Genomic DNA, 21,105 nt, shown 5'->3' with positions numbered 1-21,105 from the left:
CCATGGCGGAGCGGACACGGGGCGCGGTCCTGGTGACCCTGCCCGACCGCGACGACGCGGAGGAGCTCGCGGAGCAGCTGCTGGAGCAGGGCTACGAGCCGTGCAGGGTGTACCGGGACATGCTCGCGGGGGAGGACGACGCCGAGGACGTCGACTGGGTGATCGAGGTGCTGACCGGACCGCACGGCGGCTCGGCGGTCTTCGACGAACCCCACCTGCTGCTGCTCGCCGAGGACTACGGCGGGTTCGCCGTGGCCGAGTGAGTAGCGCCCGCCTCCGGCACCGCACCGCCGGGATCGTTGCCATGGGCGGGTGGATTGCCTAGGCTCACGGCACCACTCACGGCCGCCCCGAAGGGGGAGACCCCCAGTTCAGCGGGGGTGCGGGGGTCGTGGGGCACGCGGAGGGGGAGTGCGATGAAGGCCACCGAGGCGGCGGCGCTGCCGGTGCGACCGGGCGAGGAGCCCTGGACGTCGGCGGAGCTCGCGCAGGTCCGGAAGCAGCTGGAGGGCGAGATCGCGGCCCAGCGGGAGGAACTGCGGGACAGCGAGAGGGAACTCGCGGAGCGGCTCACCGACCCGGTCGAGGGCGCGGGGGACGACCCCGCGGACGCCGGGGCCAAGACCTTCCAGCGCGAACACGATCTGGCGTTGGCCTACAATACTCGTGACCTGCTCGCCAAGAGCGAGCGGGCGATCGAACGGATGGACGCGGGGACCTACGGGGTCTGTGAGTCATGCGGCCAGGCCATCGGGAAGGCACGTCTACAGGCCTTCCCGCGCGCCACCCTGTGCGTCACCTGCAAACAGCGCGAGGAGCGTCGCTGACTGAGGTAGAGCCCTCCGGGGACAGCAACATGACCACGACCGACAACACCGCTGCCCGGCCGCGCAGGTACGTACTCCTGTTGTCGGTCGCGCTGATCGCGATCGTCGCCGACTTCCTCACCAAGGAGTGGGTGCTGGCCGCCTTCTCCCCGGGTGAGCGCCTCGACGTCGTCGGCAGCTTCGTCCAGTTCACCCTGGTCTACAACACCGGCGCCGCGTTCTCGCTCGGCACCGGCTACACCTGGGTGTTCACCGCCATCGCCACCGTCGTGGTCCTCGCGATCGCCTGGATCGGCTGGCGCGTGCGCAGCCTGTGGTGGGGTGCGACGCTCGGCCTGATGATGGGCGGCGCCGCCGGGAACCTGGTCGACCGCTACTTCCGGGGCGAGACGCCCGGGACCGGCGCGGTCGTCGACTTCATCAGCGTCGGGACCTTCCCGGTCTTCAACCTGGCCGACTCCTGCGTGGTGGTCGGGGCCTGCCTGGTGGTGGCGCTCACGTTCAAGGGGCTCAACCTGGACGGGACGAGGGCCGAGGACGAGGAGACCGGTCCCGACGAGGGTTCCGCGAAGGACAACGAGGACAACGACGAAGGGAAGGGCGCATGAGCGACACCCGGAGCCTGCCCGTCCCTGACGGGCTCGAGGGCGACCGGCTCGACGCCGCCATCGCGCGGATGTTCGGGCTCTCCCGGACCCGTGCCGCCGAGATCATCGGGGACGGCGGGGTCCTCCTCGACGGCGCCGAGGCGGCCAAGTCCGACCGGGTGAGCGCCGGTGCCTGGCTGGAGGTCACCCTCCCGCCGCCGCCCACCGCCCCGGTGCCCCGGGCGGAGGCGGTCCCCGGCATGCGGATCGTGCACGAGGACGCCGACATCATCGTGGTGGACAAGCCGGTCGGCGTGGTCGCGCACCCCACGGTCGGCTGGACCGGCCCCAGCGTGCTGGAGGGCCTGCTGGCCTCAGGTGTGCAGCTGGCCACCAGCGGCGCCGCCGAGCGCCAGGGCATCGTGCACCGCCTGGACGCCAACACCACCGGTCTGATGGTCGTCGCCAAGAGCGAGACCGCCTACAGCGTGCTCAAGCGGGCGTTCAAGGAGCGCACCGTGGACAAGCGGTACCACACGCTGGTCCAGGGCCACCCGGACCCGCTGCGCGGCACCGTCGACGCCCCGATCGACCGCCACCCGGCCGGTGACGGCCGCTGGGCCGTGGTCGCGGGCGGGCGCCCCTCGGTGACGCACTACGACACCCAGGAGGCCTTCCGGGCCGCCAGTCTGTTGGAGATCAGGCTGGAGACGGGCCGCACCCACCAGATCCGGGTGCACATGTCCGCGCTGCGCCACCCGTGCGTGGGCGACCACCTGTACGGAGCCGACCCGACCCTCGCCGAGCGGCTGGGGGTCAGGAGGCAGTGGCTGCACGCGGTGCGTCTGGGCTTCGACCACCCCACCGAGCACCGCCCGGTGGAGTTCTCCAGCCCCTACCCCGATGACCTGCGCGCCGCCGTGGAGCTGCTCCGCGAGGACTAGGCCCACCCGGACCACTCCCTCCTCAGACCCTTCCGCCGTCCTGCCCCACCGGGGCCGGGCGGCGGACGTGCAGGACCCGCTGGCAGAGCGCCGCGCCCAGGATGATCACGAGGGCTCCCACGGGCTGGTTCCAGGTCAGGGTCTCACCGAGCAGGACCACTCCGGCGGTGACGGCGACCACCGGGACCACGTACGTGACGGTGGTGGCCACGGTCGCGCCCGCGGCGCGGACGATCGCGTAGTTGAGGATGTAGGCGAACCCGGTGCCGAACACCCCCAGGGCGGTCACGGCGAGCGCGGCCCGCCAGGTGAGTTCGGTGGGGAGCCCGGTGAACAGTGGGGCCAGCACCAGCAGGGGCAGGGTGCCGAGCAGCATCTGGAGGGAGCTCAGCTCCAGCGCCGTGTGCGGGCTTCCGGCCACGAACCGGCGCAGGTAGGGGGTGCCGATCCCGTAGCAGACGGTGGCGCCCACGACCAGGAGCATGCCGAGCAGGGCGTCGTCGTCGGAGGCGTTGACCTGTCCCAGGGAGTTCCAGACGCCGAAGACCGTGAGGACCCCGAGGAAGCCGATGCCCAGGCCGAGGAGGCGGGTCCGGTCGGGTCTCTCGTCGGTGAGGATCACCATGGCGAACACCACGCCGAAGAGCGGGGTGGCGGCGTTGACGATCCCCATCAGGGCGGACGGGATGAGCTGGGCCGCGTAGCCGAACAGGGTGAACGGGACGGTGTTCAGCAACAGGGCGGCCACGAACACGTGTCCCCAGAGCCGGGGCGAGGAGGGGAGCCGTCCACGGGTCAGGAACAGGAGGGTGAGCAGGGCCAGGGCTCCGGTGGCCATGCGGCCCAGGGCGAGCTGGAGCGGGGCGAGGACCTCCGCGCCGACCCGGATCAGGACGAAGCTCATGCCCCAGATGAGCGCGAGCAGCACGAACTTGGCGCGCCAGCTCAGGAGTGGGGCGCGGTGCGGTGCGACGACCGACGGGGCGGACGCGACGGCGCCGGGAAGAGTGGACATGGGATGTTTCTATCTGTGCACGATCCCTTAGGTCTACTTCGTATCTCTAAACCCATGCCTTAGCGTTGCTTACATGCTCAGTGTCGACCGGCTCCGGGTCCTGCACGCGATCGCCGCCCACGGATCCCTCAGCGCGGCCTCCCAGGCCCTGCACGTCACCAACTCCGCCGTCTCCCAGCAGCTGACCAAACTCGAACGCGAGGTCGGCCAGCCCCTGGTCGAACGCAACGGGCGGGGAGTGCGCCTCACGGACGCCGCCGAACTCCTGGTGGAGCACACCTCCCGCATCCTGTCCCTGGTCCACCGCGCCGAGGCTGACCTGGAGGCCCACCGGGGCGAGGTCACCGGTCACCTGCGCCTGTCCGCCACCCCCACGGCGGTGCGCGGCCTGCTGCCCGCCGCCCTGCCCGCCCTGCGTGAGGCACACCCGGGGCTGAGGGTGGAACTGCACGAGGACGAACCCCAGGAGAGCGTCCCGGCCATGGCGCGCGGCGACGCCGACCTGGCCCTGGTCGTGGACTGGATGGGCGCGCCCCTGCAACTGCCCCAGGGGATGACGCGCACCTCCCTCATGGAGGACGTCGGTGACATCGCGCTGCCCTCGGACCACCCCCTGGCCCACCGGGAGATCCTGGAGCTCGACGAGATCCTGGACCTGCCGTGGATCAGCTGGACCAAGGGGTCCATCTGCGACGACTGGCTGCACGACATCATCCGTGGGCGCGGGGCCGAGCCCCACGTCATCCACTCCGTGGAGGAGCACCAGACCAAGCTGGCCCTGATCGCGGCCGGGATCGGTGCCGCCGTCATGCCCCGCCTGGGGCGGGGGCCCGTGCCCGAGGGGGTGACGGTGGTCCCGGTACAGCCCGCGATGGTCCGCCAGGTCTACGTGTTCTGGCGCACCGACGCCTCCCGGCGCCCGGCCATCCGCGCCGTGGTCCGGGCCCTGCGCGAGGCGGCCGCCGCCTACGCGGAGTGAACCGGTGGGGCGGCCCCGGAGGCCGCCCCACCGCTCAGGCGTCTCCGAGCAGGTCCGTCATGGTGGCGGTCGGGCTGATCACCTCCGGGTCGGTGCGCACGTCCACCAGGGTGGGCAGATCCGCGCCCACCGCCTCGGACAGGGCCTTCTCCAACTCCTCACGGGTGTGCACGGTGGCGCCCCGGGCACCCAGCGCGCGGGCGTACCCGGCCAGGTCGAGGGGGCCGCTGATCTCCGTCCCCGCGATCCTGCCCAGTTCACGGGCCTGGTGCATGGCGATCGTGCCGTAGAGCCCGTTCTGGAACACCACCACCGTGATCGCCGCACCGTGGCGCACCGCCGTCTCCAGCTCCTGCCCGGTCATCAGGGCGCCGCCGTCCCCGGCCACCGCCACCACCGTCCGCTCGGGTGCGGCGAGCTTGGCGGCCACGGCGGCGGGCACCGCGTAGCCCATGGCGCCGCTGGTCGGCGCCAGCTGGGTGTCCGCGTGCCGGTACCACCAGCCCCGGTGCAGGAAGGAGGCGAAGTTGCCCGCGTCGTTGGTGATCAGGGCGTCCTCGGGCAGGGCCTCGCGCATGCCCGCGATCACCGACCACGGGTGCATGCGCGGGCCGCGGTGCCGCTCGGCCTCGGGCGGGACGGTGGCGCTCTCGACCCAGAGCCGGCGTGCCGCGCTCCAGTCCCGGTAGGGCACCTTGACCGGCGCCCCGGCCAGGGCGCGCAGCGCCTCACCGGAGTCGGCCACCGCGCCGAGCCACACGTCCTTGGTCGCGCCCACCTGCGCCGGGTCGATGTCGATCTGGGCCACCCTGGTACGCCCGTCCGACTCGGGCAGACGGTACCCCTGGGTGGTGGTCTCGCTCATCCGGCAACCCACCACCAGGACCGCGTCGGCGTCCGCGAGGGCGCCCAGCACCGCGCTGGGGGCGCCCAGACCCAGGTGCCCGAGGTGGAGCGGGTGGTCGTTGGGGAAGACGTCCTGGCGGCGCCAGGCGGCGTACACCCCGGCGCTGTACCGCTCGGCCACGCGCACGAGGTCCTCCCGCGCGGCCCGTGCCCCGCCGCCCGCGATGATCACCGGGCGCACGGCCCTGGCCAGCCAGGCGGCCAGCCGGTCCCGGTCGCCCTCGCTCAGGGGCGGCCGGGGGACGAGCGGGGCGTGCGGGGCGGGCGGTGCACCGACCCGTTGACCGAACAGGTCACCGGGGACGGCGATGGCCACCGGTCCCGGCCGCCCGGTGGTGGCGATCCGGACCGCCCGCGCGGTCACCTCCGCCAGCCGGTCCGCCCGGTGCACGGTGGTGGACCACTTGGTGATGGGCGCGTAGAAGGCGGTCAGGTCCACCTCCTGGAAGGCCTCCCGTCCCAGGTGCTCGGTCTCGGCCTGGCCCAGGAAGACGATCATCGGGGTGGAGTCCTGCATGGCGGTGTGCACGCCCACCGCCAGGTTGGCCGCGCCGGGGCCCCGGGTGGCGGCGGCCACGGCGGGGACACCGGTGAGCTTGGCCTCGGCCTCGGCCATGAAGGCGGCGCCGCCCTCGTGCCGGGTGGAGACCAGGGCCATCTCCGGGTGCTGGTCGATGGCGTCGGCCAGTTCGAGGAAGCTCTCACCGGGAACGGTGTAGCACCGTCTGATCCCGGCGGCGGCCAGGACCGACACCGTCGCGTGCGCGGCGGTGTCGGTGGGGGGCTGGGGCCGTGGTGCGGCAGGGGCCATGGAGGCGGGTCCTTCCATCGTCGCAAGGTCCACTCAGCGCGCCCCGGGGCCGGGGTGTGCCCCGGAACACATGCGGCTGACTCTGGCAGGCGGCCCAGAGCCGGTCAAGGCCGGGAGCCGTGGCCTGTGGACAACTCCGCCCGAGCCGCCCCAACCCGCCCCTACACCCCGAGGGCCCGCAGCGCGGCGGTGGTACCGGCGGCGGCCACGACCACCAACAGGAACGGCGCGCGCAGCACCAGGGCGAGCACGGCGGCCCCCACCCCGGCCATGCGGGCGGTGTCCCAGTGCAGCGCCTGGCCGTCGCCCAGGGCCTGCACGGCGATCAGCGCGGCCAGCAGGGCGAGGGGCACGGCCATGGCGAAGCGGCGCAGCCACGGGTCGTCCAGCAGGCGGCGCGGGGCCGCCAACCCGGCGTACTTGAGCAGGTAGCACCCGGCGGCGGTGGCGACCAGCGCGATCCACAGGGTCATGGACGCACCTCCTGGGAACCCGTGCCCTCGGCGGACGTCCCCTGTTCCGCGTGGTCCTCAGGCCCGTGCGACCGGTCGTCGCCGCCCACGAACACCAGCAGGGCGGCGGAGGCCGCCAGCAGCACCGGCACCCCCGGCGGGAGGAACGGGGTCGTGGCCAGCGCCAGCCCCGCGCCCAGCCCCGCGATCAGCCAGGTGCGCGGACCGCCCTCGCGCAGGCGGGGCCACAGCAGCCCGAGGAAGACGGCCGGTCCCACGGCGTCCAGGCCGAACGCGTCGATGTTGTCCACGCGGTCCGTGGCCAGCGCGCCCACCAGGGTCGTGGTCACCCAGAACCCGCCCAGGACCAGGTAGGTCGTCATGAACGCCGTGCGGGCGGACTCGCGGTCCGGTTGGACCAGCGTCACCGCCGTGGTCTCGTCGATCACCCCGTGCGCGGCCAGCGCCCGCCGCGCGCCCCGGTACCCCAGGACGTCGGCCAGCCGCAGCCCGTACAGGGTGTTGCGGGCCCCCAGCAGGAGGGCGCCCAACGCTCCGGCGACGAGGCTGCCGCCGCCCGCGATCACCCCGACCAGGGCGAACTGGGAGGCGCCGGTGAACATGAACAGGCTGAGGAACACCGCCTGGGCGGGGGACAGCCCGGCGGCGACGGCCGCGGTGCCGAAGGCCAGACCGGCGGCGCCGACGGCGACACCGATCCCGAGGCTGTCCCGCACCGCTGGCGAACGGAGTACGGAGAAGGTCTTCACGTTCGCCCACGCTAGGCGGGCCCCGGCCCGGAGTCTTGAACGTTCTTGCGCGCCTCCGGGAGGGTCAGTCGCGCAGGGCGCGCTGGTAGGCGACCGGCGGGACGCCCAGGTGTCGGCGGAAGTGCCGGGTGAGGTGCGACTGGTCGGCGAAGCCCACCAGCGCGGCCACCTCGCCCGCCCTCCAGCCCTGGAGGAGCAGGGCCCGCGCCCGGTCCACCCGCAGCTGGTTCAGGTAGGCGTGCGGGGGCAGCCCGTAGGCGGCCCGGAAGGCCCTGGCCAGGGTGAACGGTCCGATCCCCACCTGCGCGGCCAGCTCCTCCAGCGTCGGCGGGTCCACGAGGCGCCCGGTCAGCAGCTCCCGGGCCAGCGCCACCTCGGGCCGGGCGGTGTGCGCTCCGGCCCCGGCCCCGCGTTCACGTCCGTGCGAGCGCAGCAGCATCGCGATGCCCTCGCGGGCCAGCGATGACGCGGTGAGCCGCTCCCCCCGCTCGGCGGCCATGTGCGCGCCCACCAGCACGCGCGAGACCTCCGGGGCGTGGATACCGGAGTGGGTGAATCCCGGGGTTCCACGCATCCCCAGTTCCCGCCCGATGTCCTCCACCACCTCGGGTGCGGGGTAGAACACCCGGTAGCCCCATCCCTCGGGAACCCCGGCGTGCCCGGTGTGCACCTCGTCCGGAGCCACCACGGCGAGCCCTCCCGGTCCCACGCGGGAGCTACCGCCCGCGTGGGAGTACTCCTCGATCCCGGCGGTGATCATGCCGATGGTGTAGGTGGAGTGGGTGTGCCGGGTGAAGGCCGTGGTGACGAAACGCGCGGTGAGCAGTTCGGTGTCGGGCAGCCCGGAGAAACGCCAGTACCGAGCGCGCTCCACGCGCGGGTCCTCGACCGTGGGGTGAACGTCGCTGGGCAGTTCCATATGTCCAGGTTAGAGCGGGTCGGGTGTGGTCGCCGGTGGCAGGGCGGGGGACCGGCCCCGCACGGGTCACGGCGGGTCCGCCGGAGTGCGTGGTGTCGGCGCGCGGATAGTCTGCGCCCATGAGCAAGCCACAGATCCGCCGGGCCGAGGGCGCGCGCGACCGCGCTGCCGTCTTCGTGATCCGGGGAGCCGTCTTCGTCGCCGAACAGCAGGTCCCCATCGAGGAGGAGTGGGACGACCGCGACTCCACCGCCTCCTTCCTCCTCGCCCTCGTGGACGGAAACCCCGTGGGCACGGTCCGACTCGTGGACCAGGGGGACGGTTCCGGCCTCCTGGGCCGGATGGCCGTCCTGCCCGCCGGGCGGGGGAAGGGGACCGGCGCCGCGCTGGTGCGCGCCGCGGAGGACCTGGCCCGTGAGTCGGGGCTCGAACGGGTGGAACTGCACGCGCAGACGCACGCGCTGGGCTTCTACGAGCGGCTGGGCTACTCCGCCCACGGCGAGGAGTTCATGGACGCCGGGATTCCGCACCTGCACATGGAGCACAAGCTCGGCTGACCGGGCCTGACGGGGCGCGCTCCCGGTCCGGTGTGACAGGGAGCGCACACCCTCGGACCACCCCGTCCGGGTACTACCGAGTAGGATTCGGTTTTGGTGTCGGCCCCGCCGACGTGCCGAGCACGTCGCCGCCGACGAGCACGAACACCGATCCGACGAGGAACACATGACGGTCAACACGCAGACGGCCACCGAGAGCCCCGACGACCCGCGAGCCTACGGACTCCCGCTCGTCGACGCCCACGCGCTCCCCGCCGAACTGCGCACGTTGGTCTCCCGCGTCCACGACCTCGTCGACGCCGTCGCCAACACCGAGGTCGACTCCGACACCCTCGCCGAGACCGCCGCCGTGGTCGAGGGCCTCACCGACCGCCTCAACGTCGCCCGCCGCGAGATCGGCACCATGGTCAGACGTGAACTGGGCGACGGCACCACCGTGATCGGCACCATCACCAACATCGTCGAGGGCGAGACCAACCCGGCGGCCCCGAGGCTCTTCCTCGACCGCACCGAGGAAGGCCTGCGCGCCGAGGTCACCCTCAACACCGTCTACCAGGGCCCTCCCGGCCTGGTCCACGGCGGCTGGATCGCCGCCATGCTCGACCAGGCCGTCGGCAGCGTCTCCTCGGTCGAGACCAGCCCGGGGCTGACCGCGCGGCTGGAGATCGACTACCGCCGCCCCACGCCGCTGTTCACCCCCCTGGAGATCACCTCCTGGGTGGAGCGGGTCGAGGGCCGCAAGGTCTTCGTGGCCGGCCGGATCCGCGCCCACGGAGAGGTCACCGCCGAGGCCAGCGGCCTCATGATCCAGGTCGAGGTCCCCGAGTGAGCCGCGGCGCCCCCTCGGCGTGTAGTAGCATCACGACCGTGACCCACCGCTATTTCGTGTTTAGCCAGCCGACGCACCCGTCGGCCGCTCGCACGTAGGCGGAAACGGGAACGTCGGCAACAGAGCACTCGGGCACCGGCCCGGTGCTCTTTCGTCTTTTCGGGCGGCCGACGTCCCAGTCCCACTTCCCCGACGGGTCGTACGGCCGCGCCGCCTCCGCGAACGCATCCACACCCGAGAGGGACCTCCGTGCACGACCGCCACAGCGAACCCGCGCCCCCCGCCGAGCAGATCCTGCGCCTGCGCGGCCGGATCGACCAGATGGACGCCGAGCTCGCCGCGCTCCTCGAACGCCGCGCCCTGGTCGCCGCCCAGGTCCAGCGCCTCAAACCGGTCGGATACTTCGCCGGACGCGACATGGACCGCGAGCGCCGCCTCGTCGAGCGCATGGCCGAACACGCCCCCCGGCTGGGCGCGGACCGCCTCGCCGAGATCATGGACAGCGTGATCAGTGCCGGTCTGGCCGCCGCCCAGGAGGAGGCGGTCCGCACCGGAGGCCCCGGCGACGCCTGACGGACGACGAGGTGGCGGCGGGCCCGGCCCGCCGCCGTTCCGCTACGGCCGCAGCAGGTCGACCCACACCAGACGGTGGTCGGAGCTGGGGAACGGGTAGTCGCCGGTCAGCCGGAACAGCGGGTCGTCCAGGGTCGGCCAGAACACGCCCGAACCCCGCGCGGGCAGCGACCGCGACGGCAGGACGTAGTCCACCCGCAGGTTGCCCGGGCCGGGCACGTCGTTGAAGTCGGCGCTGTCCTGCTCCGGGTCGCCCTCGTGGTCCTCGTTCGCGCCGCCCTGCCGCTGTGCCGCGCCGCGCCCGCCCTGGCTGGAGGGGCGCACGTCCACGACGTGCCGGTGCTCCAGCAGCTGGGCGACGGCGTCGGGGTGCCCGTCGCCGTCGTTGGGGTCGGCGTTGAGGTCGCCCGCGATCACGAACGGGGAGCCCGGCGCGAGCCCGCCCCGCACACCCTGGTCGTCGTAGACGTACGAGCTCCCGCGCGGGGTCACGTAGTCGGCCCAGAACCGGATCTCGTCGTGGTTGCGTGCCACGTTGCGCTTCTCCGGACCGTCGAAGGACGGCGGCGTCGGGTGGCTGGCCAACAGGTGCACCGGGCGGCCGCGCCCCGTGTCGATCGGGACGTCCCAGTGGCTCTTGGAGGACAGCCGCAGCACCTCCAGGGCCTCCTCCGAGTAGTACGGCTCACCGGTCTCCGGGTCGGTGGGCAGCAACGCGTCCGGCATGTCCGCCCAGCGGAAGTCCTGGAAGGTGCGCACCTCGTCCGTGACGATCGGGTACTTCGAGTACACGACCATCCCGTACTGACCCGGGAAGAGGCCGTAGCCGAAGGCGTCCTCGGCGTACTCGGGGCTGCCCGGCTCGGTCACCGCCCGGCCGTCTCCGTTGAGGTCCACACCCGAGGACACGCCCGTGTTGACCGGGGCGGTGTACACGTACGGGTACTCGATCGGCTCGGCGCCGGACTGGCCCACGGACAGGTAGTTGTCCTGGAAGAGCCGGGGCCCCGCGCCCTCCTCGTCGTAGTCGAACTCGTTGACCAGCAGCACGTCGGGACGCACGTGCTGGATGATCTCGGCCACGTTGCGCGCCTGTTCGCTGTCGGGGGTGGCCAGCTCCTCGACGAGGGCGCCCTGCTCGCCCCGTTCCAGAGCGGTGTTGAAGGTCGCGAAGCGCACCTCGTGCGCTCCGGGCGGGGACGGGACCGACGGTGACTCGGCCGCCGACGAGGGCAGGGCGGTCAGCGCCGACGCGGCCAGCACCAGCGTGGCGGTGGAGGCGATCCGGCGGGGCGTGGTGGTCACGGAAGGGGATCCTCTCGGCGGGGGAGGGGGGTCGACCGCCGGAGGCTAACAGGCCCGCGTGTCCGAACGGTGTACCAGCACCGTCCGAACGGCGGCCGGATCCACCTGGGGCCCGCACCAGCCCTTTCGCCGCTCCTCTGACGGACCCGCCCGGACCCGGGTCAGGAGGGGCGGAGGCGTCGGCCGCTGTCCACAGGCGTCCGCGAAAGTCGTGGGGAAGTCGTAGGCTCAGGGGACACCACCCGTCCGTCTACCCGCCTGGGGGCACCCGCGTCATGGCCGACTCCTTCGCACACCTGCACGTCCACACCGAGTACTCGATGCTCGACGGGGCGGCGAAGCTGAAGCCCCTCTTCAAGGAGGCCGCGCGGCTGGAGATGCCAGCCGTGGCCATGACCGACCACGGCAACATGTTCGGGGCCTACGAGTTCTACCAACAGTCCAAGGGATCGGGCGTCAAGCCGATCATCGGGATCGAGGCCTACGTCGCACCCGAGTCGCGCTTCCACAAGAAGCGGGTCTTCTGGGGGCGTTCCAACACCTCGGACGACGCCTCGGCCGAGGGCGGCAAGGACATCTCCGGTGGCGGCCGGTACCTGCACATGACCATGCTCGCGCGGAACGCGCAGGGATTGCGCAACCTCTTCCGGATGTCGTCCCTGGCCTCAGCCGAGGGCTACTACATGAAGCCCCGCATGGACCTCGAACTCATGCAGCAGTACAACGAGGGCATCATCGTCTCAACCGGCTGCCCCTCCGGTGGTGTGCAGACACGGCTGAGGCTGGGGCAGGAGAAGGAGGCGATCGAATACGCGGCCGGGCTCCAGGACATCTTCGGCAAGGAGAACGTCTTCCTGGAGCTGATGGACCACGGCGTACCGATCGAGAAGGAGGTCCGGGACGGCCTGCTCAAGGTCGGTCGTGAGCTGAGCATCCCGCCGCTGGTCACCAACGACTCGCACTACGTCTACGAGTCCCAGTCCTCGGCGCACGACGCACTGCTTGCGGTGGGCGTGGGCAAGAACCTGGACGACCCGACCAGGTTCCGGTTCAACGGTTCGGGCTACTACCTGAAGACCGCCGATGAGATGCGCGGTCTGCTTAACTTCGACGAGTGGGCGCAGGGGTGCAAGAACACCCTGCTCATCGCGGAGCGGGTCGAGGCTGGTGCCTACGATGAGGTCTTCGCCCACCGCGACCTCATGCCGGAGTTCCCCATCCCAGAAGGGGAGACCCAGGCCTCATGGTTGGCCAAGGAGGTCGAACGGCTGCTCCCGACCCGCTATCCGGACGGCGCGGGCGACGACGTTCGCCGCCGGGTGGAGTTCGAACTCGGCATCATCAACGAGATGGGCTTCCCCGCCTACTTCCTTGTGGTCTCCGACATCTGCCAGCACGCCCGCAAGAACGGGATCGCCCTGGGCCCAGGCCGTGGGTCGGCGGCGGGCTCGATGATCGCCTACGTCCTGGGAATCACCGACCTGGACCCGCTGGAGCACGGTCTGCTGTTCGAGCGGTTCCTCAACCCCGAGCGTGTGACGATGCCCGATGTCGACCTGGACTTCGACGAGCGTCGGCGCGGCGAGATGATCGATTACGTCACCCATTTGTACGGCGAGGAGCGAGTCGCGCAGATCCTCACCTTCGGCACCATCAAGGCCAAGGCTGCGGTGAAGGACTCCACCCGGATCCTGGGCATGCCCTACTCGGTGGGCGACCAGATCACCAAGGCCTTCCCCGCAGCGGTCGGCGGCAAGGAGATCGCGCTCGACGCGGTGTTCAACACCGAGAACGAGCGCTACAGCGAGACCACCGAGCTGCGCGGCCTGGTGGACAACGACCCGCAGGTCGCCAAGGTCATGGAGACCGCGCGCGGGATCGAGGGCCTGACCCGGGGCACCGGTGTGCACGCGGCGGGAGTCATCCTGTCCAAGGAGCCCCTGCTCGACGTGATCCCGCTGCACAAGCGCGACTCCGACGGCGCCATCATCACCGGCTTTCCCTACCCTCAGTGCGAGGACATGGGCCTGCTCAAGATGGACTTCCTGGGCCTTCGCAACCTCACGATCATGGACGACGCGGTCAAGAGCATCAAGGAGGCCGAGGGGACCGACATCGATCTCGCCCAGCTTCCGCTCGACGACCGGAAGACCTACCAGCTGCTCTCCCGGGGCGACACCCTGGGCGTCTTCCAGCTGGACGGCGGCGCGATGCGCAACCTCCTCAAGCGCATGGAACCGAAGAAGTTCGGTGACATCGCGGCCGTCCTCTCCCTGTACCGGCCGGGCCCGATGGCCGCGAACGCGCACAACGACTACGCGGACCGTTCGAACGGGCGCCAGGAGATCACCCCGATCCACCCGGACCTCAAGGACGCCCTGGAGCCGATCCTGGGGGAGACCTTCCATCTGCTCGTGTACCAAGAGCAGATCATGGCCATCGCGCAGCAGCTGGCCGGGTACACGCTGGGCGGCGCCGACCTGATGCGTCGCGCCATGGGCAAGAAGAAGAAGGAGGCCCTGGAAGAGGAGGAGGCCAAGTTCTTCCCCGGGGCGAAGAAGCGCGGCTTCTCCCAGGAGGCCATCCAGGCCCTCTGGGACGTCATGCTTCCCTTCGCGGGCTACGCCTTCAACAAGTCCCACGCCGCCGGGTACGCGCTGGTCTCCTACTGGACCGCCTACCTCAAGGCGAACTACCCGGCCGCGTACATGGCCGCGCTGTTGACATCCGTCAGTGACGACAAGGACAAGATGGCGGTGTACCTGGCCGAGTGTCGGGCCCAGGGCATCAAGGTGCTCCCGCCGGACGTCAACGAGTCGGGTCTGCGCTTCACCCCGGTCGGCAAGGACATCCGCTTCGGTATGGGCGCGGTGCGCAACGTGGGCGCGAACGTGGTGAACTCGATTGTCAAGACCCGCACGGAGAAGGGCAAGTACTCGTCCTTCACGGACTTCCTCTCCAAGATCGAGCTGGCGGCGTGCAACAAGCGCGTGATCGAGTCATTGGTCAAGGCGGGCGGTTTCGACTCGCTGGGTCAGCCCCGGCGTGAGCTGTACCGGCACCACGAGGTGGCGGTGGACGGGATGATCAGCTCCAAGAAGCAGGAGGCGCACGGCCAGTTCGACCTGTTCGGCGGCGGTGACGACGACGGCGACTCCACGCCGATCGGGTTGAACATCCAGTGGGGCGAGGAGGAGTGGGACCGCAAGACCAAGCTGGCCTTCGAGCGGGAGATGCTGGGTCTGTACGTGTCCAGCCACCCCCTCGCTGGGGCCGAGCGGGTGCTGGCGCGTTCGCGCGACACCTCGATCGCGCAGATCGTCGCCGGTGAGTTGGCGCGCGAGCGCGGTGAGGTGCGGATCTCCGGGTTGATCTCCAAGGTGGACAAGCGCACCAACAAGGCGGGCAACCAGTGGGCCATCGCCACGGTGGAGGACCTGGACGCCAGCATGGAGGTGCTGTTCTTCCCCAAGACGTATCCGCTGTACGTGGAGGCGCTGCTGGAGGACACGGCGGTCACGGTCAAGGGGCGGCTCAACGACCGGGACGGCACCTGGTCGATGTTCGCCTCCGAGATGTCCATCCTCGACATCTCCCACGTCACCGAGGGCGAACCGCCCGTCCTGCTCACCGTTGCCGAGGACCGGCTGAACTCCGAGCTCGTCGACGACCTGCGACAGGTGCTGAGCACGCACAAGGGGGACACCCCCGTGCGGATCCGGGTGGACAACCCGGTGCGCTCCCGGATCTACGCGGTGGACCGTTACTCGGTGCGGATCTCCCCGGAGTTCAACGGTGAGATGAAGAGCCTGTTGGGGGCGTACTCGGTCGACTACTGACCGGTCAGCGACCTCCAGGGATCCCCGTGTGCGACACCGCACACGGGGATCCTTCTGTCTGCGCCCTTGCCATGATCGAGTTAGCGATATATCTTTGAGCTATCGGATCACGGAATGACAGTCGTGAACGATCAGGATGACTCGACAGCAAGGAGACGACATGACCGCGATGGCACTTCCCGGCCCCTGGCCCTGGGGCGGACGCACCGAACGTCCCCGACTCCCCTGGGCCTGGGGCCCCACTGACAGCCCCCGCGCACACCACGACCCGCGACAGGCGCACGACGAGCACCGGGGTCCGCGACGGGACGGGTTCGGCCACCCGCCGCCCCCGCCCGGGCCGCCCGGGTCGCCGCCCCCGCCGTGGGGAGGGGCCCCGGGCGGGCCCTTCGGCCCCGGAGGCCCGGGAGCACCGTTCGGTCCGGGCTTCCCCTTCGGGGGCGGACACGGACCCCGCCGAGGAGGCACCCGGGCACGGCGCGGCGACGTCCGCACCGGAATCCTCATGCTGCTGGCGGAGGAACCGCGCAGCGGATACGAGATCATCCGCGAGGGCCGCGAACGCAGCGGCGGGGTCTGGCGCCCCAGCCCCGGCTCCGTCTACCCCATGCTCCAACAGCTGGAGGACGAGGGCCTGGTCGCGCAGATCGAGGGGGAGGGGCGCCGTCGCCCCTACCAGCTCACCGACGAGGGCATCGCCTACCTGGAGGAGAACGGTGCCGACCTCACCCCGCCCTGGGAGGCGGGGGCGGACGCCCACGCCGACGCCAGGTCCCGCTACGAGGAGATCGGCGCGCTGGCCTACCAGCTCTCGGCCGCCGCGTCCCAGGTCGCCCAGGCGGGGACCCCGGAGCAGCTGGAGCGCGCCAAGCGTCTGCTGGCCGAGACCCGGCGGGGTCTCTACCTGATCCTCGCCGACGAGGACGCCGACACCACCGAGGACGGCGACGAGGACTGATCCGCGCGTGACCCGGGCCCGGGACGGTACGCACCGTCCCGGGCCCGAACACGCCGGAGGGCTAGTGGCCCGTGGCGCCGTCGGCCAGCTCGCGGAGGACGTCCAGGTGCCCGTTGTGCCGGGCGGTCTCCTCGATCATGTGCAGGACCACCCAGCGCAGGGTCACCCGCCCGCGTTCCCTGAGCACGCGGCGGGCGGAGTTGCCGAGCTCCAGGTGGGAGGTGACCTCCCGGGAACGCCCGCACTGGTCGGCGTACTCGGAGAGGAGCTCCTCCAGGGGCCGTTCCGCCCCCACCCTGAACTCGGCGTCCGGGTCCTCGGCCGAGTACGGCGCCCGGTCGGGTTGGTTGAGCATCACCACGTCGAACCAGTACGCCTCCACCCAGCGCAGGTGGGAGACGATCCCGCCGATGGTGGTCATCGGTGAGCTCGGGACCGGTGCGGACGCGGAGAGGCCGGCGGCCAGGTCGGCGCACTTGCGGTGCACCGTCGCCCGTTGCCAGTCCAGCGAGGCCAGGAGCATCGTGCGCTCGTCGGCGGCTGTGGGAGCATCGACACGCTCGGGGAGGCTCGGGAGGCTGCTCTTGTCACTCATGGCGGTATTCTCCTTCGGGCCATGTCCGGTATCCACTGGTTTTCGGTGGGGCCGGGTGGCGATGATGAGGAGCGGTTGATGGCGGAACAGAGCGGTGGCGCGCCGGTACGCGGCCTGGTCACGGGCGCGGCCTTCCTCGGGGGTGTCGCCCTGCTGGGCGCCCTCCTGGCGCCGTTGTGGTGGTGGCTCGCCCCACGGCCCGAAGTGGTGGTCCTGCCGGACGGCGGGGTCTTCACCGGCGCCTCCGAGGTGGTCTTCGCGGGGGAGGGCTACTACGTCGTCATCACCGCGCTGGCCGGGCTCGTCACCGGCTACGTCACCTACATGGTCCAGTTCTCGCTGGCCCGGCGCCGGTTCCAGGACCTGCGGATGGCCGGGCTCGTCGGAGGCACGCTCGGTGCGGCGGCCGCGTCCCTGCTGGTCTGGCGGATCGGTGTCGCCCTGGACGCCCCCGCCCGGGAGGCCGTGCTGGCCACCGACCCCGGCGGCACCGTGGTCGCGGCCCTCCAGCTCCAGGCCGTCGCGTTCCTGGTCGTGTGGCCCTTCGTGCACGTCCTCCAGTACGGGCTGCTGGACGCCTTCAGCCTGATGCGCGGCGACCAGCCGGGCGTTCCCGAACCCGTTCGGACCCGGATCCCGGCCGAGGACGCCGTCCCCCTGACCGGTGGCCCCCACCCGGGGGGAGCGGGGACCGCCGGAACCGGCTGACGGTCTCCTCCGGGCTCCGCGCGGCGCTCACAGGGTCTGGACCGAGTCCCCGTACATGCCGTCGAGCAGGTCCCGGTACCGCTCCTCCACCGCTCTGCGGCGCATCTTCAGGCTCGGCGTGATCTCGCCCTGTTCCACCGTGAGCTCGTTCGGCAGGATGGCGAAGTCCTTGACGGACTCGTGCCGGGGCAGACCGCGGTTGAGCTCGTCGATGGCCTCCTGGAGCATCGCCCGCACCCTGGGTTCCCTGGTCAGACCGAGGTAGTTCAGCGCGCCCAGACCGTTGGCCTCGGCCCAGACCTCGATCGCCTCGGCGTCCAGGGTCACCAGGGCCACGCAGTAGGGGCGACGGTCGCCGTGCACCACCAGGTTGCCCACGTAGGGGCACAGGGACTTGAACCGGCTCTCGATGCTCTGCGGGGCCACGTACTTGCCGCCCGAGGTCTTGATCAGTTCCTTCTTGCGGTCGGTGATCCGCAGGCGGCCGTTCTCCAGGGCGCCGATGTCACCGGTGGCGAACCAGCCGGCCTCGTCGAGGACCTCCTGGGTGGCGCCGGACAGGTTGTGGTAGCCGCGCATCACGCTTCCACCGCGCAGCAGGACCTCGCCGTCCTCCGCGATCCGCACCTCCGTCCCGGGCAGGGGCAGGCCCACCGAGCCGAACCGCACGTCACCCGGCCGGGTGAGGAAGGCGCCCGCCGAGGTCTCGGTCAGTCCGTAGCCCTCCAGGATGGTGATCCCCGCGCCGTAGAAGAACCGCCCGATCTCGGGGGCCAGCGGCGCGCTGCCGGACACGAAGAACTTCAGCCGGTCACCGAAACGGGCACGCAGCCTGGCGAACACCAGGCGGTCGGCCACCCTGTAGCGGGCGGCGAGCAGCCCTCCGGGCTCCCGGCCCTCCTCCCGCAGACGGGCCACCTGGTCGCCCACGCCGACGGCCCACCTGAAGATCCGGTACTTGGCCGCACCGCCCTCCTTGGCCTGCATGACGACCCGGTTGAACACCTTCTCGAAGATGCGCGGGGCGGCGGCCATGAAGGTGGGCCGCACGACGGCGAGGTTGTCGACGATCCGTTCCACACGGCCGTCGACGGCGGTCGTGAACCCCAGGCGCAACTGGGCGACCTGCATGACCTTGCCGAAGCTGTGCGCGAGCGGCAGCCACAGGTACTGGACGTCGTCGGCGTCGAGCATCTCCCAGCCCTGGGCGCGCATCTCGTCGCCCATGACCCGCAGCGCCTCGGCCTCGTAGAGCCAGTTGGCGTGGTCGAGGCGCACGCCCTTGGGGCGGCCGGTGGTACCGGAGGTGTAGATCAGCGTCGCCAGGTGGTCGGACCGGACGGCGGAGACCAGTTCGTCGAAGAGTTCGGGCCGCTCGGCGTGCACGCCGGCCCCGACCTCCTCCAGCTGGGACAGGCTCATCACCCAGTCGTCGTCGCCCCCGGCCGCCCCCTCGAAGGCGATGACCCGCGACAGCCCGGGCATGGCGCCGCGCTGCTCCACCAGTTTGGCGACCTGCTCGTCGTTCTCGGCGAAGGCCACCATGCTGCCGGAGTCGGACACGATGAACGCGCAGTCGGGCGGCCCGGAGGAGGGGTAGATCGTGGTGGAGGCGCCGCCCGCGCACAGGATCGCGAGGTCGGCCAGGACCCACTCGACGCGGGTGCTCGACGCGATCGCGCACCGGGCCTGGGAGGTCAGGCCCAGGGAGTGCAGGCCCAACGCCAGGGCGCGGACGCGGTCACGGGTCTGGTTCCAGGTCAGGGACTCCCACTTCTCGCTGCCACCGGTGGGGGAGGGGATCGGATAGGTGAACGCCTCCCGGTCGCCGGATTCGGCGACGCGGGAGACGAACATGTCGGGAACGGACCGATAGGGGGATGAAGTGTTGCCCATGTCACAAAGCTACCCCTGGGTAGGGGGTCGGGCAACACTCCGTGCGCGAATGTGTGCGGGTCCACGGACCCCTGTGACCCAGCGGATTCCGGGTCCGGACACGGGACCACGGGACCTCGTCACCGGGTCGGTGGCGCCCCCGGAACCCGGGGCCGCTCAGTCCGTCCCGATGGGGGCGAGGGACGCCTCGGTCAGGGCGATGAGGTCCTTGGGGGTCAGCTCCATCTGGAGGCCCCGCCGTCCGGCCGAGACGTACACCGAACGCAGCTCCGTCACCGAGGAGTCGATCACCGTCCGCAGCCGTTTGCGCTGCCCCAACGGGCTGATGCCGCCGCGCACGTACCCGGTGATCTTCTCCGCCCGGGCCGGGTCGGCCATCGCCGCCCGTTTGCCACCGACCGCCGCGGCCAGTGCCTTCAGGTCCAGCGACGCGCTCACCGGCACCACTCCGACGGTGAACACTCCGTCCACCTCGGCCACCAGCGTCTTGAACACCTGCTCGTGCGGCACCCCGATCGCGTCGGCGGCGTCCGCGCCGTAGGAGTGGCCCTCGCCCCCGTCCACCTCATAGGGGTGCAACGTGTAGGTGGTCTTGGTCCTGCTGGCGGCCACGGTCGCGGGCGTGGATCTTCCACTCATGGGTCACCTGGGCCTTCCACTTCGTACTTCCGACCTCAGGGCAGGCTACTCCTCCGTAGGCGGGGCGCCGCACCAGGTGAGCCGGGTGTCCCCGGTCGGGCCCCGGCGTCCCGGGGACGGCTCCCTAGTTGAAGGAGACCCCGTTGTCGAGGAAGGGGCCCGCGGGGAGGTTGGGCAGGTCGGGCGCGGCCACGATCCGGTTCTCCCTGCGCAGGAAGCGCGCGGCCACCGCCAGCCGGGTCGCCGCGTCCTCGGCCTCCAGCAGACGCTGCTTCTCCGCGGAGTCCAGCACCACCGAGATCGCCACGGAGTACGACAGCGCGATCGGGTCGCGCGGCAGGTCACCCGAGGTCTCCGACGCCATCCCGATCTCCGCGAGCCGTCTCTCGTACACCTCGTACAGGTCCCGCACCCGGTCGGCGTGCTCCTGGACGTCGGGGCCCAGGGGTTCGGGGAGCAGGGAGACCGCCGCCGTGGAGTAGTCGTCGGTGGAGGAGGTGTCGACGTCCGACAGGTCCGTGATGGCGAACCGCGTGCCGCCCTCGATCACCAGGTCGTACCGGCCGTCCTCGTAGGTGCGCACGTCGCGCACCACGGCCGTGCACCCGGTCGCGCTCACCAGGGGGAGGGAGGCCGGCGCGCCGGGTCCGGAGGTGTTGGGCACCCCGGTGTCCGCGCCTGCCGATCCCTGCCCGGACTCACCGGCCACCTCGTGGCCCAGCTCGATCCACACGACGCCGAAGCGGGCGGGACCGTGGTCCCGGCCGCCCGTCTCGCCCCCGGCCAGGGACGGACCGAGCAGCTCCGAGACCAGTCGACGGTACCTCTTCTCGAACACGTGGAGAGGGATCGTCATACCGGGGAACAGCACGGTGTTCAGCGGGAAGATCGGCAGCGCCTCTGGCATGGTCCCAGTATGCCCCCGCCGGGGCGCGGACGCGGGCGCCCCGCCCGGGGTGCTCCGGGCGGGGCGGGTGCGCGGGCGGCGCCGGGGGC

General features: G+C 71.5%; 21 protein-coding genes. 11 read left to right on the top strand and 10 right to left on the bottom strand.

From position 1 onward, the window contains the following. Positions 1-2 precede the first annotated feature (2 nt). From AC0VYM_RS20275 to AC0VYM_RS20260, 4 genes are all read left to right on the top strand, one after another. The gene (locus AC0VYM_RS20275) at positions 3-263 is read left to right on the top strand and encodes a divalent-cation tolerance protein CutA (RefSeq protein ID WP_378741409.1); all 261 of its coding nucleotides are present in this window, start codon (positions 3-5) and stop codon (positions 261-263) included. Between the two features lie 153 nt (positions 264-416). Continuing rightward, positions 417-827 (top strand): TraR/DksA family transcriptional regulator, encoded by a 411-nt coding sequence (locus AC0VYM_RS20270; RefSeq protein WP_475454522.1) that lies wholly within the window; start codon positions 417-419, stop codon positions 825-827. Between the two features lie 29 nt (positions 828-856). Continuing rightward, the gene (lspA, locus tag AC0VYM_RS20265; RefSeq protein WP_475454520.1) at positions 857-1,435 is read left to right on the top strand and encodes a signal peptidase II; all 579 of its coding nucleotides are present in this window, start codon (positions 857-859) and stop codon (positions 1,433-1,435) included. Further along, complete coding sequence (locus tag AC0VYM_RS20260; RefSeq protein ID WP_475454518.1) at positions 1,432-2,358, top strand: RluA family pseudouridine synthase; 927 nt, start codon at positions 1,432-1,434, stop codon at positions 2,356-2,358. The genes lspA and AC0VYM_RS20260 overlap by 4 nt, the downstream gene beginning before the upstream one ends. Positions 2,359-2,380: 22 nt before the next feature. On the opposite strand, the gene AC0VYM_RS20255 is transcribed toward AC0VYM_RS20260, so the two are convergent. Then, positions 2,381-3,373: a DMT family transporter gene (locus tag AC0VYM_RS20255; RefSeq protein ID WP_475454516.1), complete on the bottom strand. Its 993-nt coding sequence runs from the start codon at positions 3,371-3,373 to the stop codon at positions 2,381-2,383. 73 nt (positions 3,374-3,446) lie between these two features. Between AC0VYM_RS20255 and AC0VYM_RS20250 the strand changes: the two genes are divergently transcribed. Then, a complete protein-coding gene (locus AC0VYM_RS20250; protein ID WP_475454514.1) occupies positions 3,447-4,352 on the top strand; it encodes a LysR family transcriptional regulator in 906 nt (301 codons plus the stop codon). A 34-nt stretch (positions 4,353-4,386) separates the two neighbouring features. On the opposite strand, the gene AC0VYM_RS20245 is transcribed toward AC0VYM_RS20250, so the two are convergent. From AC0VYM_RS20245 to AC0VYM_RS20230, 4 genes are all read right to left on the bottom strand, one after another. Beyond that, complete coding sequence (locus AC0VYM_RS20245) at positions 4,387-6,069, bottom strand: thiamine pyrophosphate-dependent enzyme (protein ID WP_475454512.1); 1,683 nt, start codon at positions 6,067-6,069, stop codon at positions 4,387-4,389. A gap of 161 nt (positions 6,070-6,230) precedes the next feature. Beyond that, the gene (locus AC0VYM_RS20240; protein ID WP_475454510.1) at positions 6,231-6,542 is read right to left on the bottom strand and encodes an AzlD domain-containing protein; all 312 of its coding nucleotides are present in this window, start codon (positions 6,540-6,542) and stop codon (positions 6,231-6,233) included. Beyond that, complete coding sequence (locus tag AC0VYM_RS20235; RefSeq protein ID WP_475454508.1) at positions 6,539-7,291, bottom strand: AzlC family ABC transporter permease; 753 nt, start codon at positions 7,289-7,291, stop codon at positions 6,539-6,541. The genes AC0VYM_RS20240 and AC0VYM_RS20235 overlap by 4 nt, the downstream gene beginning before the upstream one ends. Positions 7,292-7,355: 64 nt before the next feature. Further along, positions 7,356-8,210, bottom strand: coding sequence for a helix-turn-helix domain-containing protein (locus AC0VYM_RS20230; RefSeq protein WP_475454506.1), 855 nt, complete (start codon positions 8,208-8,210; stop codon positions 7,356-7,358). Positions 8,211-8,329: 119 nt separating this feature from the next. Between AC0VYM_RS20230 and AC0VYM_RS20225 the strand changes: the two genes are divergently transcribed. The 3 genes from AC0VYM_RS20225 to AC0VYM_RS20215 all read left to right on the top strand — a co-directional run bounded on the left by AC0VYM_RS20225 (position 8,330) and on the right by AC0VYM_RS20215 (position 10,169). Then, positions 8,330-8,767, top strand: a complete 438-nt coding sequence (locus tag AC0VYM_RS20225) for a GNAT family N-acetyltransferase (protein ID WP_475454504.1) — start codon at positions 8,330-8,332, stop codon at positions 8,765-8,767. Positions 8,768-8,933: 166 nt separating this feature from the next. Next, a complete protein-coding gene (locus tag AC0VYM_RS20220; RefSeq protein ID WP_475454502.1) occupies positions 8,934-9,596 on the top strand; it encodes a PaaI family thioesterase in 663 nt (220 codons plus the stop codon). Positions 9,597-9,845: 249 nt separating this feature from the next. Beyond that, complete coding sequence (locus AC0VYM_RS20215; RefSeq protein WP_475454500.1) at positions 9,846-10,169, top strand: chorismate mutase; 324 nt, start codon at positions 9,846-9,848, stop codon at positions 10,167-10,169. Between the two features lie 42 nt (positions 10,170-10,211). Here AC0VYM_RS20215 and AC0VYM_RS20210 read toward each other — a convergent pair whose 3' ends face one another. Next, the gene (locus AC0VYM_RS20210) at positions 10,212-11,474 is read right to left on the bottom strand and encodes an endonuclease/exonuclease/phosphatase family protein (protein ID WP_475454498.1); all 1,263 of its coding nucleotides are present in this window, start codon (positions 11,472-11,474) and stop codon (positions 10,212-10,214) included. Between the two features lie 275 nt (positions 11,475-11,749). Between AC0VYM_RS20210 and dnaE the strand changes: the two genes are divergently transcribed. Then, positions 11,750-15,313: a DNA polymerase III subunit alpha gene (gene dnaE / locus AC0VYM_RS20205; RefSeq protein ID WP_475454496.1), complete on the top strand. Its 3,564-nt coding sequence runs from the start codon at positions 11,750-11,752 to the stop codon at positions 15,311-15,313. A gap of 160 nt (positions 15,314-15,473) precedes the next feature. Continuing rightward, positions 15,474-16,271 (top strand): PadR family transcriptional regulator, encoded by a 798-nt coding sequence (locus AC0VYM_RS20200; RefSeq protein WP_475454495.1) that lies wholly within the window; start codon positions 15,474-15,476, stop codon positions 16,269-16,271. Between the two features lie 61 nt (positions 16,272-16,332). Here the strand turns inward: AC0VYM_RS20200 and AC0VYM_RS20195 are convergent, their stop codons facing one another. After that, positions 16,333-16,866 carry a DinB family protein gene (locus AC0VYM_RS20195; protein ID WP_475454493.1) on the bottom strand — a complete coding sequence of 178 codons (534 nt, stop codon included), beginning with the start codon at positions 16,864-16,866 and terminating at the stop codon, positions 16,333-16,335. Between the two features lie 78 nt (positions 16,867-16,944). Between AC0VYM_RS20195 and AC0VYM_RS20190 the strand changes: the two genes are divergently transcribed. After that, entirely contained in the window at positions 16,945-17,574 is a 630-nt protein-coding gene (locus AC0VYM_RS20190) for a hypothetical protein (RefSeq protein WP_475454491.1), read from the top strand. A gap of 27 nt (positions 17,575-17,601) precedes the next feature. Here the strand turns inward: AC0VYM_RS20190 and AC0VYM_RS20185 are convergent, their stop codons facing one another. The 3 genes from AC0VYM_RS20185 to AC0VYM_RS20175 form a co-directional block, all read right to left on the bottom strand. Beyond that, the gene (locus AC0VYM_RS20185) at positions 17,602-19,470 is read right to left on the bottom strand and encodes an AMP-dependent synthetase/ligase (protein WP_475454489.1); all 1,869 of its coding nucleotides are present in this window, start codon (positions 19,468-19,470) and stop codon (positions 17,602-17,604) included. Positions 19,471-19,626: 156 nt separating this feature from the next. Continuing rightward, positions 19,627-20,082 carry a Cys-tRNA(Pro) deacylase gene (gene ybaK, locus AC0VYM_RS20180; RefSeq protein WP_475463131.1) on the bottom strand — a complete coding sequence of 152 codons (456 nt, stop codon included), beginning with the start codon at positions 20,080-20,082 and terminating at the stop codon, positions 19,627-19,629. A gap of 151 nt (positions 20,083-20,233) precedes the next feature. Continuing rightward, a complete protein-coding gene (locus AC0VYM_RS20175; protein ID WP_475454487.1) occupies positions 20,234-21,016 on the bottom strand; it encodes an LON peptidase substrate-binding domain-containing protein in 783 nt (260 codons plus the stop codon). Between the last annotated feature and the right edge of the window lie 89 nt (positions 21,017-21,105).

Source organism: Nocardiopsis sp. iso_237 (assembly GCF_056173345.1).
The sequence above is the reverse complement of the archived record's forward strand: the minus strand, read 5'-3'. Positions and strand labels throughout refer to the sequence as shown.